General features: G+C 75.5%; 19 protein-coding genes. 12 read left to right on the top strand and 7 right to left on the bottom strand.

Going from position 1 to position 14360, the window contains the following annotated elements; all coding sequences use genetic code 11:
- Positions 1 to 68: 68 nt before the first annotated feature.
- Entirely contained in the window at positions 69 to 398 is a 330-nt protein-coding gene (gene trxA, locus ADEH_RS12910; RefSeq protein ID WP_011421548.1) for a thioredoxin, read from the bottom strand.
- Between the two features lie 144 nt (positions 399 to 542).
- Between trxA and ADEH_RS12905 the strand changes: the two genes are divergently transcribed.
- The 6 genes from ADEH_RS12905 (at position 543) to ADEH_RS12880 (ending at position 5516) form a co-directional block, all read left to right on the top strand.
- A complete protein-coding gene (locus tag ADEH_RS12905; protein ID WP_011421547.1) occupies positions 543 to 1004 on the top strand; it encodes a hypothetical protein in 462 nt (153 codons plus the stop codon).
- A gap of 61 nt (positions 1005 to 1065) precedes the next feature.
- Positions 1066 to 1920 carry a cytochrome C assembly family protein gene (locus ADEH_RS12900; RefSeq protein WP_011421546.1) on the top strand — a complete coding sequence of 285 codons (855 nt, stop codon included), beginning with the start codon at positions 1066 to 1068 and terminating at the stop codon, positions 1918 to 1920.
- Positions 1917 to 3257: a glutamyl-tRNA reductase gene (gene hemA, locus ADEH_RS12895; RefSeq protein ID WP_011421545.1), complete on the top strand. Its 1341-nt coding sequence runs from the start codon at positions 1917 to 1919 to the stop codon at positions 3255 to 3257. The genes ADEH_RS12900 and hemA overlap by 4 nt, the downstream gene beginning before the upstream one ends.
- 11 nt (positions 3258 to 3268) lie before the next feature.
- Positions 3269 to 4213, top strand: coding sequence for a hydroxymethylbilane synthase (hemC, locus tag ADEH_RS12890; RefSeq protein WP_011421544.1), 945 nt, complete (start codon positions 3269 to 3271; stop codon positions 4211 to 4213).
- A gap of 8 nt (positions 4214 to 4221) precedes the next feature.
- The gene (locus ADEH_RS12885; protein ID WP_011421543.1) at positions 4222 to 5016 is read left to right on the top strand and encodes a uroporphyrinogen-III synthase; all 795 of its coding nucleotides are present in this window, start codon (positions 4222 to 4224) and stop codon (positions 5014 to 5016) included.
- 23 nt (positions 5017 to 5039) lie between these two features.
- Positions 5040 to 5516 carry a DUF4265 domain-containing protein gene (locus tag ADEH_RS12880; protein WP_011421542.1) on the top strand — a complete coding sequence of 159 codons (477 nt, stop codon included), beginning with the start codon at positions 5040 to 5042 and terminating at the stop codon, positions 5514 to 5516.
- A 32-nt stretch (positions 5517 to 5548) separates the two neighbouring features.
- On the opposite strand, the gene truD is transcribed toward ADEH_RS12880, so the two are convergent.
- Positions 5549 to 6922 (bottom strand): tRNA pseudouridine(13) synthase TruD, encoded by a 1374-nt coding sequence (truD, locus tag ADEH_RS12875; protein WP_011421541.1) that lies wholly within the window; start codon positions 6920 to 6922, stop codon positions 5549 to 5551.
- A gap of 123 nt (positions 6923 to 7045) precedes the next feature.
- Here truD and tatA point away from each other — a divergent pair, with 123 nt between their 5' ends.
- Positions 7046 to 7267 carry a twin-arginine translocase TatA/TatE family subunit gene (gene tatA / locus ADEH_RS12870; RefSeq protein ID WP_041453887.1) on the top strand — a complete coding sequence of 74 codons (222 nt, stop codon included), beginning with the start codon at positions 7046 to 7048 and terminating at the stop codon, positions 7265 to 7267.
- 21 nt (positions 7268 to 7288) lie between these two features.
- Here the strand turns inward: tatA and ADEH_RS12865 are convergent, their stop codons facing one another.
- Positions 7289 to 7489 carry a hypothetical protein gene (locus tag ADEH_RS12865; protein ID WP_041453526.1) on the bottom strand — a complete coding sequence of 67 codons (201 nt, stop codon included), beginning with the start codon at positions 7487 to 7489 and terminating at the stop codon, positions 7289 to 7291.
- Positions 7490 to 7705: 216 nt separating this feature from the next.
- Here ADEH_RS12865 and ADEH_RS12860 point away from each other — a divergent pair, with 216 nt between their 5' ends.
- Positions 7706 to 7966 carry a hypothetical protein gene (locus ADEH_RS12860; RefSeq protein ID WP_041453525.1) on the top strand — a complete coding sequence of 87 codons (261 nt, stop codon included), beginning with the start codon at positions 7706 to 7708 and terminating at the stop codon, positions 7964 to 7966.
- 88 nt (positions 7967 to 8054) lie between these two features.
- Positions 8055 to 8822, top strand: a complete 768-nt coding sequence (locus ADEH_RS12855) for a CehA/McbA family metallohydrolase (protein ID WP_011421539.1) — start codon at positions 8055 to 8057, stop codon at positions 8820 to 8822.
- A gap of 36 nt (positions 8823 to 8858) precedes the next feature.
- On the opposite strand, the gene ADEH_RS12850 is transcribed toward ADEH_RS12855, so the two are convergent.
- Together ADEH_RS12850 and ADEH_RS12845 are read right to left on the bottom strand one after the other, a co-directional pair.
- Positions 8859 to 9557, bottom strand: coding sequence for a hypothetical protein (locus ADEH_RS12850; RefSeq protein ID WP_011421538.1), 699 nt, complete (start codon positions 9555 to 9557; stop codon positions 8859 to 8861).
- A gap of 58 nt (positions 9558 to 9615) precedes the next feature.
- The gene (locus ADEH_RS12845) at positions 9616 to 9801 is read right to left on the bottom strand and encodes a hypothetical protein (protein WP_011421537.1); all 186 of its coding nucleotides are present in this window, start codon (positions 9799 to 9801) and stop codon (positions 9616 to 9618) included.
- A gap of 161 nt (positions 9802 to 9962) precedes the next feature.
- Between ADEH_RS12845 and ADEH_RS12840 the strand changes: the two genes are divergently transcribed.
- From ADEH_RS12840 to ADEH_RS12830, 3 genes are all read left to right on the top strand, one after another.
- Complete coding sequence (locus tag ADEH_RS12840) at positions 9963 to 11750, top strand: adenosylcobalamin-dependent ribonucleoside-diphosphate reductase (RefSeq protein WP_011421536.1); 1788 nt, start codon at positions 9963 to 9965, stop codon at positions 11748 to 11750.
- 3 nt (positions 11751 to 11753) lie between these two features.
- Positions 11754 to 12575 (top strand): helix-turn-helix transcriptional regulator, encoded by an 822-nt coding sequence (locus ADEH_RS12835; protein WP_011421535.1) that lies wholly within the window; start codon positions 11754 to 11756, stop codon positions 12573 to 12575.
- Between the two features lie 65 nt (positions 12576 to 12640).
- A complete protein-coding gene (locus ADEH_RS12830) occupies positions 12641 to 13087 on the top strand; it encodes a VOC family protein (protein ID WP_011421534.1) in 447 nt (148 codons plus the stop codon).
- Between the two features lie 4 nt (positions 13088 to 13091).
- On the opposite strand, the gene ADEH_RS12825 is transcribed toward ADEH_RS12830, so the two are convergent.
- Entirely contained in the window at positions 13092 to 13532 is a 441-nt protein-coding gene (locus ADEH_RS12825; protein WP_011421533.1) for a hypothetical protein, read from the bottom strand.
- Positions 13529 to 14353 (bottom strand): pyrroline-5-carboxylate reductase, encoded by an 825-nt coding sequence (gene proC, locus ADEH_RS12820; protein ID WP_011421532.1) that lies wholly within the window; start codon positions 14351 to 14353, stop codon positions 13529 to 13531. The genes ADEH_RS12825 and proC overlap by 4 nt, the downstream gene beginning before the upstream one ends.
- Positions 14354 to 14360 lie beyond the last annotated feature (7 nt).

Raw genomic sequence — 14360 nt, 5'->3', positions numbered from 1 at the left:
GCCGCACCCTCCGCCCGGCGCACCGCCCGCGGCCCGCCGTGGCGGCGGCCGCGAGCGGGGACGGCCGGCTAGCCGATCGCCTTCTTGACGCTGTCCTCGAGGCGCGTCTTGTCGGCGCCGATGACGGTGTCCACCACGCGCCCGCCCTTGAACACGAGCAGCGTGGGGATCGAGCGGATGCCGTACTGCTGCGGCACGCCCTGGTGCTGGTCCACGTCCATCTTCGCGACCTTCAGCTTGCCCTTGTAGCGGGCGGCGAGATCGTCCACGACGGGCGCGATCGCCTTGCAGGGCCCGCACCACACCGCCCAGAAGTCCACGAGCACCGGGGTGTCGCTCTTCAGCACCTCCTGCTCGAAGGTGGAGTCCTGCAGCACTACGACGTCGTTCGAGGCCATGGAATCTCCTGATGTCCGAAGTTGGCGCGAGTCATATCCGCGCGGTCCGAGGCTGGCAAGCGGCGAGGCGGGCGTGCTAATTTCCGGCTCCGCCGTGCGCGCCTCCGCGCCGCGGCGAGCGGATTCCGCGGAACGGAACGGCGCATGGCAGGTCTCCTCTTCGTCACCCAGTCGATGCTCGACAGCTGGGCCGAACAGGGGCGCATCGACTTCGTCGGCAACGTGATGACCCTCCTGGCGGGAGAAGGAAAGGGGCGCAGCTACGCGCTCGAGCCAGCGCTGCGCTTCATGGCGGTGCTCGGGGCGGAGCGCGATCCGCACGGGCTCCTCCACAAGGTGAAGACGGCGGCGCAGCTGCGCGAGCTGGGCGCCGAGCCGGTGAACGACTCCTGCATCCTGGGCGACGTGGCCTACGAGGTGCAGCCCGGGTTCCTGGCGGAGGCGGCGGCGCTGCAGGCCGCCGTCGCGGCGCCGGGCGGGCGGCCGCGCGCCGGCGCGCAGGGCGGGGCGGCGGGCGCGGGCCCGGCCCCGCTGCCGCGGGAACTGGAGGAACGTCGGAAGGAGGCGGAGGCCCTCGCCCGTTTCCTGCTGGAGAACCTGTCTTGACCGGAGCCTCGGTCGGAGCGCGCGCGACGACGGCCCGGCCGTCCGCCGCGGGGAAGCGACCATGAGCGTCATCATCCTGCGCGTCGCCGCCGCAATGTACGCGGCGGCCGCCACGTCCTACATCGTGTACTTCGCCCGCCCCCGCCTGGCCCGCGCGGCCACCGCCGGCTACTGGCTGCTCGCGGCCGCGTTCGCCGTCCACGCCGCCGCCATCGGGGTGGGCTGCGCGGAGTTCGGCGGCCGCGAGTTCTTCAGCCTGCGCGGCGGCCTGGTGCTGATGGTCTGGCTGCTGGCGGGCGCGTACCTCGTGCTCCAGCGCCGCTACCACCTGCCGACCGTGGGCGCGTTCATCACGCCGCTCATCCTGATCGTGCTCCTGCCGGCGATGTTCGGCGACCCGGGCCACCCGGGCGTGCCGCCCGAGACGCTGCGGCACAAGTCGGTGACCATCCACATCCTCACCGCCGGCCTGGGCGTGGCGCTGTTCGGCCTCGCGTTCGCGGTGGCGCTCATGTACCTGCTCCAGGAGCGCGAGGTGAAGGGCAAGCGCTTCGGCGCCCTGTTCTCCCGCCTGCCCTCGCTCGACGCCCTGGACAAGCTGAACCAGCGGCTGGTGCGCGCGGGCTTCGTCTCGTACACCATCGCGCTCGTCGCCGGGACGATCACCGCCACGGCGATCTGGAAGAGCCCCTGGTCCTGGGACCCGCAGCAGGTCATCTCCCTGGGCGTGTGGATCCTGTACGGCGCCATGGTGCAGCTCCGCCACACCGGCTGGCACGGGCGCCGGTACGCGCTCCTCACCCTGGTCGGGTTCGTGCTGGTGCTGGGCTCGATGGTGACCCTGAGGACCGTGCCGGGCGTCACGCGCCACGCCGGGGACTACGCGGGGTCGGCCCACACCGGAGGGGCGCAGTGACCGGCGACCGCCGCCTCTTCCTGGTCGGGCTCTCGCACAAGAGCGCGCCCATCGACGTCCGCGAGCGCGTGGCGCTGACCGGCGACGCGCTCAAGGCGGCGCTGTGCGAGCTGAAGGCGATGGAGGGCGTCACCGAGGCGCTGGTGGTCTCCACCTGCAACCGGGTGGAGGTGTTCGTCCACTCCGACCGGCCCGACGCCGCCCGCCGGTTCTTCACCGAGCGCTCGCCCGCGGCGGCCGACCACCTGTACGCGAAGGACGGGGTGGAGGCGGTCCGGCACCTGTTCCGCGTCGCCTCCAGCCTCGACTCGATGGTGGTCGGCGAGCAGCAGATCCTCGGCCAGGTGAAGGAGGCGTACGGGCTCGCCAGCGCCGCGTCGGCGGCCGGGTCCTACTTCTCGCGCCTGTGCAACCGCGCGTTCGCGACCGCGAAGCGGGTGCGGACCGAGACCGAGATCGGCCGCGGCGCCACCAGCATGTCGCAGGTGGCGGTGGAGCTGGTCGAGAAGATCTTCGGGCGGCTGGAGGGCCGGGCCATCCTGCTGGTGGGCGCCGGGAAGATGGGCGCGCTCTCGGCCAAGGCGCTGGCGGTGCTCGGCGCGGATCGCATCCTCGTCACGAACCGCTCCCCGGAGCGCGGCCTCGCGCTCGCCGCCCAGGTGAGCGGCAGCTACCGCGGCTGGGAGGAGCTGCAGCGGCTCCTCGGCGAGGCGGACGTCGTGATCGTCTCGACCGGCGCGCCCACCTACGTGGTGACGCGCGAGTCGATGCACGCCGCCATGAAGGCCCGGCGCCGCCGCTCCATCTGCCTCATCGACCTGGCGGTGCCGCGCAACGTGGACCCCGCCTGCGCCGAGCTCTCCGACGTCTACGCCTACGACGTGGACGACATGGAGCGCGTCGTCGCGACCAGCAAGCAGGCGCGGCAGGGGGAGGCGATCCGCGCCGAGGCCATCGTGGAGGCCGAGGTGATGGCCTTCGCGAAGGAGCGCGAGGCGCGCGCCGCGCTGCCGGTGCTGGCGCAGCTCCGGCGGCACGCCGAGCGGATCGCCCGGGCCGAGGCGGAGCGCACGCTCGCGCAGGTCGGCGGGAAGCTGGACGACAAGGGCCGCAAGAGCGTCGAGGCCATGGCCCAGGCCATCGTGAACAAGCTCCTCCACGGGCCGACCTCGCGCCTCAAGGAGGCGGCCTCCTCCGGCGACAGCGCGCTCCCGGGCGCGGCCGCGGAGCTGTTCGGGATCGAGAACGAGACGGCCGGCGGGGAACGGCGGGAGGGCGGGGCCGAGGGCGCCGCCGCCGCGCCGGGCGCCGGGCCGGTCCGCAGCCAGGGAACATGAACGGAGACAGGATGATCCGCATCGCGACGCGCCGCAGCCCCCTCGCCAAGTGGCAGGCGAACCACGTGTCCCAGCTCCTCCGCGACCGCGAGCCGGGGCTCGAGGTCCGGCTCCACGAGCTGGTCACCCGGGGTGACAAGATCCTCGAGGTCCCGCTCGCCGACGTCGGCGGGAAGGGGCTGTTCGTGAAGGAGATCGAGGACGCGCTCCTCAACCGCGACGCCGAGGTGGCGGTCCACTCGATGAAGGACCTGCCCGCCGTGCTCGCGCCGGGCCTGGTGCTCGCGTCGGTGCCGCAGCGCGAGGACCCGCGCGACGCGCTCTGCTCGCCGCGCTGGAAGACGCTCGCCGCGCTGCCGAAGGGCGCGCGGGTGGGCACCTCCAGCCTGCGCCGCTCGGCGCAGCTCAAGGCGCTCCGCCCCGATCTCCAGATGGAGGTGGTGCGCGGCAACGTGGAGACGCGCCTGCGCAAGGCGTCGGAGGGGCTCGACGCGGTGGTGCTCGCCTACGCCGGCCTGCGCCGGCTGGGCCTGGCCGAGCACGCCACCTACGTGTTCCCGCCCGAGGAGATGCTGCCGGCGGTGGCCCAGGGCGCGCTCGCGCTCGAGGCGCGCGCCGACGACGCGCCGACGCTGAAGCGGCTCGCCGCGCTGGAGGACCCGGAGACGCGCGTGCGCATCGAGGCGGAGCGCGGGTTCCTCGCCCGCATCGAGGGCGGCTGCCAGGTGCCCATCGCCGGCCACGCCACGCTCGCCGGCGGGAAGATCACGATCCGCGCCCTGGTCGCCTCGCTCGACGGCACCCGGGTCATCCGCGGCGAGCGGACCGGCGCGTACGCCGAGGCGCGCGCGCTCGGCGAGTCGCTGGCCGAGGAGCTGCTCTCGCGCGGCGCCGACCAGATCCTGCGCGAGACCGAGGGCAAGGCGCCCGGGCTCGCCGCGCCGAAGCGCGGGTAGGGGGCGCGGTGCCTGCCGCGCCCGCGCGGCCGCTGGCCGGCCGCACCGTGGTGGTGACCCGGGGCAAGGGCTCCGAGGGCAAGGACGCGCTCGCCGTCCGGCTCGAGGAGCTGGGCGCGGAGGTGCGCGCGCTGCCGTCGATCGCGTTCGCGCCGCCGGCCGACCCCGCCCCGCTCGACGCCGCGCTGCGCGGGCTCGAGCGCTTCGACTGGGCGGTGTTCACGAGCGCGAACGCGGTGGACCGGACGGTGGAGCGGCTGCGCGCGCTCGGCCTCGCTCCGGCCGCGCTGGGCCGGCTCCGCCTCGCCGCCGTCGGGCCGGCCACCGCCGAGCGGCTGGCGGCGCTCGTGCGCGCGCCGGACGTGGTGCCGGTCGAGGCGAAGGGCGACGTGCTCGCGCGCACGCTCGGCGAGCAGGTGCGCGGCCGGCGGGTGCTGTTCCCGCGCCCGGCCGAGGGGCGGCCGGAGACGGTCGCGGGGCTGCTGGCCGCCGGCGCCGAGCTGACCGCGGTCGAGGCGTACCGGACGATGCCGGCGCCGCCCGAGGCGCTCGGGTGCCTGGCGGGCTGGCTCGCGGCGGGCGAGGTGGCGGCGGTGGCGTTCGCGTCGCCCTCGGCGGTGGCGGCGGTGGTCGGGGCGCTCGGCGACCGGTCGGCCCTCCTCCGAGGGGTGCTGATCGCGGCGATCGGCCCCACGACGGCGGACGCCCTGCGCGAGGCCGGGCTCCCCGTGGGCGCCGTCCCGGCGCACTACACCGGCCGAGACCTCGCGGAGGCCATCGCCGCGCGGCTCGGGCCCGGGTAGATTCGCTCGGGGGTGCCGCGTCGATGACCGTCGAGCTCGAGGCCGCCGAGGGGCTGGTGCGCGTCCGCGTCCCGCTGGACCGGTCGCCCGGTGAGCCCGGTCCCGCGGAGGACTGGATCTGGGCGGAGCCGCTCGGCAGCGGCCGGTTCCGGGTGGAGAGCTGCCCGTTCTTCGCCTACGGCGTGTCACGCGACGACGTGGTGAGCGCCGCCGGGGCGGAGGGCGAGGAGAGCCCGCGCCTCGAGCACGTGGTGGAGAAGGGCGGGCACCGCACGCTCCGCCTGGCGCTCGGCCCGGGGGCGGAGCTCGGCGCACGCCCGGTGCAGGGGCTGCTGGAGCGGCTGCTCGAGGTGGGCTGCACGCACGAGCTGCTGCGCCCGAAGATCGTCGCCATCGACGTGCCGCCCGAGGCCGACCTGGCGCTCGTCGCCGAGCTGCTGCAGGAGCGGGCGCGCGAGGGCACGCTGCTGTGGGAGTGGGCGGACCCGATGCCCTGCTGAGGGCGGGGGGCCGCCCCGCCGCCTCAGGCGGCTCAGCGCCGCGGCTTCGCCGTCGCCTTGCCCGCCGCGCGACGGTCCGCGCGCGCGGCCTTCTCCGCGCGCTTCCGGGCGAGGTAGCCCTTCGGTGCAGCCGGCGCGGGCGGCGCCGCGACGGCCTGCTCCGCCTGCTTCGCCTGCTCCCGCGCGCCCCGCGGCTCCTGTGCCCGGGAGCGCACGCCCTCGCGCGCGCGGCCGGGCTCGAGCGTCCAGTGGAACAGCCGCTTCACCACCAGCGTGGCGTAGGCGCCCGGCGGAAGGGTGAACGCGACGTTCACCCGGAACCGGTCGCGGTTCAGCTCGTCCGGGCGGGCCTCGCCGACGGCGAGGCGGCCGGGGAACGAGAACAGCGGCCGCTCCTCGGGGTCGAAGTGGATCTCCGGCGTCCCGGGCACCGCCAGGTCGGCGAGCCCCATGTCCTCGCGGCCCAGCACCGACAGCGCGGCCCGCTCCACCGCGGGGTCGTCGAAGCGGGTGGAGGGCGCGAGCAGCGGGAACGTCTTCGAGGAGAGCAGCCGCACGAGCCGCGCGTCCAGCTCGCGCGGGAACAGGAGCGACCCGGCCTGGTAGCGCAGGGACACGAGCCGCCCGATCCCCACCACCTCCCGGAGGTACTGCTTCACGCCCTCGTTCCAGAGCCAGCTCTGGTAGGCGAACACCTGCAGCGCGCGCCACCGCGGCTCGGTGCGGAGCAGCGCGCCGCGGTAGTCCTCCGGGTGGTCGCGCAGCCACTTCACGACGGCCTGGTAGCGCTCGGCGCCCGGGTTCGGGTTGCGCCGGTCCCACTCGCCCCAGTGCTCCTTCCAGAACGCCTTCACCTTCGCGTCGCCGGACTGGTCGAGCTCGCTCGGCCGCGCCAGGACGTTGCGCAGCGCGATCTCGAAGTCGCCGCGCATCAGGTCCTTCACGATGAAGCCCTGGCCGTGCTTCAGCGAGCCGAAGCGCTGGGAGTCGAAGTAGTTCACCACGCCGAGCCGGCGCACCTCGGCCACCGACGCGGGCAGGCGCGCCACGTCGTCCTCGCCGAGGTCGCGCACCGTCACCGCGAAGCGGTTGGAGGTGGTGTTCGCGGCGGAGAGCGGGGTGCGGGTCCGGCCGAGCGGCTTGAGGCGCAGGTCGGTGTCCTGCAGCTCGATCTCGCGGCGCTCGATGGCGACGAGCTGGGTGGTGCGCCCCTGCTTGTCCTTCAGGCCGCAGTAGCTCACCGACGCCCGCGGGATCTTGAAGCGCGTGCAGATGCGATCGACCGCCTCGAAGGTGGACAGCTTCTGCTTGTCCATCAGGTAGACGAACCAGGCGCCGCGGGGGTCCTCGTCGAACTTCCAGGACTCCGTCACCTGGAAGTCCTCCGGTCGCTGCTTGAGCCTCATGGGCGCTCCGTACCACGCGCGGGCCGCGGCGTGGGGGTCGAACGGAAGGGGCGCGCGGTGTGGCGCTGGCGCGCCGGCCCGAACGAGTGTATCGAAGGCGCCGGGAGCGGGTGGGAGCGCGCGATGGGAGAGCTGGGAATGGGCGAGCTGCTGATCATCCTGGTCGTCGTGGTGCTGCTCTTCGGGACGAAGAAGCTGCCCCAGCTCGGCGAAGGGCTCGGCAAGGCGATCCGGAACTTCAAGGACGCCGCGAGCGGCGGCGAGGAGAAGCCTGCCGGCCCGCCTTCCGCGCAGCCGAGGGAGCTCACGCGCCCGCCCGAGCCGCCCGCGGGCGGCGCCGCGTAGCCCCCGCGACGCCGCGGCGCGCTAGGCCGGCGCCTGCGCCTCGCGCGGGCGGTAGAAGATCACGATGCTCAGGCAGTGGAACTCGTCGTCGCTCGACTGGCTGACCACGCGGTCCACCACCTCGACGTCGTTGGACCGCAGCCAGCGCGTGACGGTCTCGCCGAGCTCCTCGCGCTCCTTGGCCTTGGTGGCGGAGAAGACCTTCACGCCCGTGAAGTGCATCGCGCTCTCCCGTTCCCCGGCACGCAACACCCTCGCCCCCGCCGGCGCGTAATCCCCCGTCAGGTTGTGCCAGACGCCCATGCCGGTGTCAAACCTGCGACCGCTCCAAGCTGCGAGCGTTCCTCGCGCTTTTTCGACCGCCCGCGCGCGGGCGGTTCCCCCCGCGCAGCGGGTCCCTAGATTTCGTCGCGCGGCGGCGCGGGGACGGAGGCGGACATGGCGAGCGTGAAGAAGGGCCACGCGGTGGACTTCATCAACCGGATCCGGACGATGGAGTCCGCGGACCTCAACGCGCTCATCGTGCGCGAGGCGGGCGAGGAGCTGGCGCAGTTCTTCCTCACGTACAGCGCGAGCCTCATCTCGCGGGACCCCGAGCGCGCCATCGAGAACACCTCGAGCCTGATGCTGATGGGATACCTGATCCGCGCGGCCGAGGAGCGGCGCGCGCCCGCGCCACGCGAGGCCGCGCTCGCCTGAACGGGCGTGGGCGCGGGGCGCCGCGTCCTTCAAAAGCCGCGCCGCGCGTGCTAAGGCACCGGGACCGATCCGCACCCGGGGCGACCGCATGCTCATCGATCTGCACGTCCACAGCCACCACACCCGCGGCTGCGCGCTCGCGCCCCGGGAGGTGGTGCGGCGGGCCCGCGAGGCCGGCCTGGACGGCGTGGCCTTCACCGATCACGACACGCTGGAGGGCCTGGAGGAGATCCGGGCAGCGGCGCGCGAGGAGGGGCTGCTCGCGCTGTGCGGCGTGGAGGTGACCACCGACCGCGGCCACTTCCTCTGCTTCTTCCCCGATCCCGCCGCGGTGCCCGCGCCCGTCCAGCTGTTCGGCGCGGCGCGGCCCTGGCCCGTGCGCGAGGTGCTCGCGCGCGTGCGGCAGCTGGGCGGCGCCGTCGTGGCCGCCCATCCCTACGACAAGACCGTGGAGCGCCCCTGCGGCGACGTGGTGTTCACGCTCGACGGCCTGTCCGCCATCGAGGGGCTGAACGTGCGCCGCAAGGGCCCCGCCAACGACCTCGCCATCGAGGCCGCGGATCACATGAGCCTGCCGTGCACCGGCGGCTCCGGCGCGCACGAGCTCGCCGAGATCGGCAAGGCCGCGACCCTGTTCCGCGACCCGGTGGCGAGCGAGGCGGACGTGGTCCGGCAGCTCCGCGCCGGGACCGTCTACTGCGTCGCCGTGGGCGTGACCCCCTCCGAGCCCGATCGCGCACCGCGCGATCGAGGCGGCGAGCGGGGCGACCGCGGAGACCGGGGCGCCCACCGCGGCGGGCACGGGCGCGGCCGCGGGCAAGGCGGCGGCCACGGCGGAGAGCGCCGCCGGCGCTAGGACCGGCGCTGGCCGCAGGCGGCGACGCCGCGCCCCCTACCGCTGCCTCACCAGCCGCTCGACCCGGTCGTCGCGCAGGAACGCGCGGCGCTTGCCCTCGGCCCAGGACCACTCCTCGGTGCCGGCGGGCCGGTCGATGCGCTTCCGCTCGGGCACGCCCCACGCCATCTCCAGCGCCCGCGCGCTCATGCCCTCGAGCGCCTCCTTGCGCATGACCGCCTGCCGGTGCTCGGGCGGCAGCGCCGCGAACGCGGCGCTCGGGTCGTCGGCGGTCAGCAGCCGCTCCAGCTCGCCGCGGACGTCCTCCAGGCTGGCGGCGGTCTGCGAGAGCACGATGACGTGCGGGCGCGAATCGCCGGCGACCTTCACGTAGGCCCACGGGTGATACCGGGGCGTGGTGACGACGCGCTGGGAGATCAGCCAGCCGGTCGGCACCTCGATCTCGTCCACCCGCACCGGCGTGCCGGGCGGCAGCACGCGCTCCGCGGCCGGCGGGGCGATGGGCTCGCCGCCGGGGGTCTCCACCAGGTCCACCTCGGCGGGCGGCGCGTCGGAGAGGAACACCTTGCCGGTGTCGCCCCAGAGCGGCCCCGCGTAGGCGGCCACGCGCAGGTAGCGCTGGGCGCCGTCGAGCGCGCGCGAGATGCGCTCGCGCTCGGCGTCGGGGATGGTGGCTCGGGGGGCGCACGCCGCGAGGGCGAGCAGGGCAAGGGCGAGGGAGAGGGCGCGTCGCATGCGCCCTTTCTCGCACCGGTCGGCATGGCCCGCAAGCGTGCGCTCCGCGGGCCCTCCGTCACTTCCGCTCGGCCTGCTTGCCTTCCTCGATGAGCTCGCGCACGCGCTGCCCGCCCTTGTGGCCCAGCTCCGCGTAGCCCTTCGACCCCAGCTGCTCCTTGCGCGCCTCGCCGCCGAGGCGGCCCGCCTCGCGCACCGTCATGCCCCCGCCGTTCCGGCGCCGGTCCCTGTCCTTGTCGTCCATCCGTGCCTCCTGCACGCGTGAAGCGGCCTCGCCGCGGAGCGAATCTGGGAGCCCCCCGCAGGTGCGGCAAGGGCGCGCGCCTCCTTCCGGCGCGGGACCGGCCGGGCCCCCGGCGCGCCTGCCCCCGGCGGCGGGCCCGCCACCCGGCTACATTCCCCCTCATGGTCCGGCTCGGCGAGAACGCCCGGCACGTGCTCGAGCGGCGCTACCTGCTGCGCGACGAGGGCGGGCAGGTGATCGAGACGCCCGAGGCGATGTTCCGCCGCGTGGCGCAGGCGGTGGCGGCGGCCGAGGCCCCGGCGGCGCGGGCGCTCTGGGCGGAGCGGTTCGAGGCCCGCATGGCGGCGCTGGAGCTCCTGCCGAACTCGCCCACGCTCATGAACGCCGGGCGGGCGCACGGGCAGCTCGCCGCCTGCTTCGTCCTGCCGGTGGACGACGACCTCGCCGCCATCTTCGACGCGCTGAAGTGGGCGGCGCTCATCCACCAGTCCGGCGGCGGCACCGGGTTCTCGTTCTCCCGGCTGCGGCCGCGCGGCGACGTGGTGAAGACCACGCACGGCGTGGCGAGCGGGCCGGTGTCCTTCATGCGCGTCTACGACGCCGCCACCGAGATCATCAAGCAGGGCGGCGTGCGGCGCGGCGCGAACATGGCGGTGCTCGCCGCCGACCACCCCGACGTGCTCGAGTTCGTGGACGCGAAGCGCGCCGCGGGGCTCGAGAACTTCAACATCTCGGTGGCCGCGCCGGACGCGCTGTTCCAGGCGGCCGCGCGCGGCGAGCCGTGGGCGCTGCGCCACCCGCGCGGCGGCGCGGTGGTGCGAGAGGTGGACGCGGGCGCGCTCCTGGAGCGGATCGCCGCGTCGGCGTGGGCGTCGGGCGAGCCGGGGCTGGTGTTCCTCGACCGGGTGGAGGCGGCCAACCCCACGCCGGATCTGGGCCGGTTCGAGGCGGTGAACCCGTGCGGCGAGCAGCCGCTCCTGCCGTTCGAGGCCTGCACGCTCGGCTCGGTGAACCTGGCGCGCTTCGAGCGGGGAGGGCGGGTGGACCACGAGCGGCTCGGCGCGTGCGTGCGCGAGGGCGTGCGGCTGCTCGACGACGTGCTCGAGGTGAACGTCTGGCCGCTGCCGCAGATCGCGGAGATCTCGCGGCGGAACCGGAAGATCGGCCTGGGCGTCATGGGCTGGGCGGACCTGCTCGTCGCGCTCGGGATCCCGTACGACGCGCCGGAGGCGCTGGCGCTGGCCGGCGAGGTGATGGGGTTCGTGCAGCGCGAGGCGCACGCGGCGAGCGAGGCGCTGGCCGCCGAGCGCGGCGCGTTCCCGGGCTTCGCGAGCAGCGCGCCCGCGCGCGCCGGCGGCCGCCCCCGCCGAAACGCCACCGTCACCACCATCGCGCCCACCGGCACGCTCGCCATCATCGCGGGCTGCTCCTCGGGCATCGAGCCGCTCTTCGCGCTCACCTACGTGCGGCACGCGCTCGGCGACGCGGCGCTGCCGGAGGAGCACCCGGCGCTCGGGCGCGCGCTGCTCGCGGCGGGGGCCGAGGCCGCGCTGCCGGCGGTGCGCGCGGCCGGGCGGGCCCGCGGGGTGGCCGGCGTCCCGGAGGCGGTGGCGCGGGTCTTCGCGACCGCGCACGACGTGGCGCCCGAGGCGCACGTGCGCATGCAGGCCGCCTTCCAGCGCCACGTGGACAACGGGGTCTCGAAGACCATCAACCTGCCGCGGACCGCCACGGTCGAGGACGTGGCGGGCGCCTACCGGCTCGCGTTCGAGCTGGGCTGCAAGGGCATCACCGTCTACCGCGACGGGTCCCGGGAGAAGCAGGTGCTGGTGAGCGGCGCCACGCGAAACGGCGAGCTGTGCCCGCAGTGCGAGGGGCCGGTCTCGCTCTCCGGCGGCTGCCGCACCTGCCCGCGCTGCGGCTGGGGCAGCTGCGAGACCACCGAGTAGCCGATGATCCAGCGCCTCCCCATCCCCGCGCTGCGGCCGTTCGTGGCGCGGCTCTGGGCGTCCGAGGACGCCGACGCGGCGGGTGACGCCGGCCGCGAGCGGCTGCTGCCCACCGGCGCGATGCACCTCGCCGTCCGCGCCGCGGGCGCCCCGGTGCGCGTCTACGACGGCCCCGACGACGCGGCAGGCAAGGCGGTCGGCCTCGCCGTGGTGGGCGGCGCCCGGGCCGCGCCCTACCTGCGCGACCGCTCGCCGGGCGCGCGCTCGGTGGGCGCGATGCTCCGCCCCGGCGCGGCCCGGCTGCTCTTCGGCGCCGGCGCGGGCGAGCTGGCCGGCCGCCACACCGCGCTCGCCGTACTTTGGGGCGACGCCCCGGCCGCGGAGCTGTCCGAGCGGCTCGCGCTCGCGCGCGATCCGGCGCGCCGGCTGGACCTGCTCGAGGTCCTGCTCGCCGCCCGGCTGCCGCGGGTCACGGCGCTCCACCCGGCGGTGGCGGAGGCGCTCGCGCGCCTGCCGTCCGAGGAGGTCGCGGCGGTGGTCGCCCGGACCGGCCACAGCCACCGGCACCTCGTGGCGCTGTTCCGCGACGCGGTCGGCCTCGCGCCGAAGGCGTACGCGCGGGTGCTCCGGTTCCAGCGGGCCGCGGCGGCCCTGCGCGGCTCGCCGGCGCCGGTGGCCGAGATCGCGCTCGCCTGCGGCTACGCCGACCAGGCCCACCTCGGGCGCGAGTTCCTCGCGCTCGCCGGCGTCCCCCCGGCCCGGTTCCGCCGGCTCGCGACGCCGTTCCCGAACCACCTGCCGCTCGGCCCTTCAGGGCCGCGCTGAAGGTCAGATTCCTTCAAGACGGTCTGCCCGCGCGCCCGTAGGTTCACCGGGCGAGGAGGACGACCATGCACATCAAGGAGCTGTTCCCGTACCTGCGCGTGCGGGGGGCCGCGCGAGCGGTCGCGTTCTACGCCGAGGCGTTCGGCGCGAAGGAGAAGTTCCGGCTCGTCGAGCCCGGCGGGCGCGTCGGGCACGTCGAGCTCGACTTCGGCGCCGCCACGGTGATGCTCTCCGACGAGTACCCGGAGCACGGGCTGCGCGGGCCGGAGAGCGTGGGCGGCACCACGTTCTGCATCCACCTGCACGTGGACGACGCCGACCGCGCCATCGCCCGCGCGGTGGCCGCCGGCGCGACGCTGGTGCGGCCCGCCGCCGACGCGTTCTACGGCGAGCGGAGCGGCACGGTGCGCGATCCGTTCGGCCACGAGTGGCTGCTCGGCCACTCCATCGAGGAGGTGTCGCCCGAGGAGATGCAGCGGCGCTGGGACGCGATGCTCGGCGGCGCGCGCTGACGCGCTACCGCGGTGCTTGCCCGGCGCAGCGGCCCCTGGGATCCGGCCGCGCGCTGGGCACGCCCAGCTCGGCGTCGATGCCGCGGATCAGCCGATCCTGCATGGCGCAGAGCGCCTTCGGCCCGCCCAGCGCCAGGAACGACTCCAGCAGGCTCACCTGGTAGCCGGAGCCGGAGCGCTCGAGCTGGATCGTCACCTGCGCGGTGCGCGTGCCCACGTCGGCCGGGAAGCAGGAGAGCAGCACCGGGCCGGAGCCGTCGCGGCACTCCATGCGGTCGGTCGCGACCACGTCGCGGATGGCGCGCGCGATCCGGTACTGCTGCGCGTCGGCGACCGCGCCCGGCTCGGACGGCGGGGGATCCACGCGCAGCACCGCGCCCGCGGTGGCGCGGCAGCCGGCGAGCGCGAGCGCGGCGGCGATCGCCGCGAGGCGGGCGCGCGTCACTTGGCCGCCTTCTCGCCCAGCTCGCGCGAGCGGCGGGTGGCGGCCTCCACCGCGGCGATGAGCGCGGCGCGGAGCCCGCCCATCTCCAGCGCGTGGACGCCGGCGATGGCGGTGCCGCCCGGGCTGGTCACCTGGTCCTTGAGCCGCCCGGGGTGCTCGCCGGTCTCGAGCACGAGCTTCGCCGAGCCGAGCACCGTCTGCGCCGCGAGCGCCATCGCCACCGGCCGCGCCAGGCCGACCTTCACGCCGCCGTCGGCCAGCGCCTCGATGGCGAGGAACACGAAGGCCGGGCCGGACCCGGAGAGCCCGGTCACCGCGTCGAGCAGCGGCTCCTCCACCACCTCGGTGGTGCCGACCGACTGGAACAGCGCGCGCGCCTGCTCCAGGTCGGCGTCGGTGGCGTGGGCGCCGCGGGCGAGCGCGGTCGCGCCCGCGCCCACCAGCGCCGGCGTGTTGGGCATCACGCGGACGATGCGGACGCCGGCGCCGAGCTTGCGGGCGATGGCGAGGATGGGGATGCCGGCCGCGATGGAGACCACGAGCTTCCGGTGGTCGATGGCCGGGGCGATCTCCACCAGCAGGTGCTCGATGGTCTGCGGCTTCACCGAGATGACCACGATGTCGGCGCGCTCGGCCAGCGCGCGGTTGTCGCCGGAGGTCTCCACCCCGTAGCGCGCCTGGATCTCCGCCCGGCGCTCGGCCCGCGGCTCCGAGCAGAGGATCTCCTCGCGGGTGGCGGTGCCGGCGCGCAGCAGGCCCTTCACGAGGGCCTCGGCCATGTTCCCCGTCCCGAGGAACGCGATCTTCTTCCCGAGTGGCATCCGGGCA

Source organism: Anaeromyxobacter dehalogenans 2CP-C (assembly GCF_000013385.1).
Classification (GTDB): Bacteria; Myxococcota; Myxococcia; order Myxococcales; family Anaeromyxobacteraceae; genus Anaeromyxobacter; species Anaeromyxobacter dehalogenans_B.
This window is presented reverse-complemented; position numbering and strand designations above follow the sequence as displayed.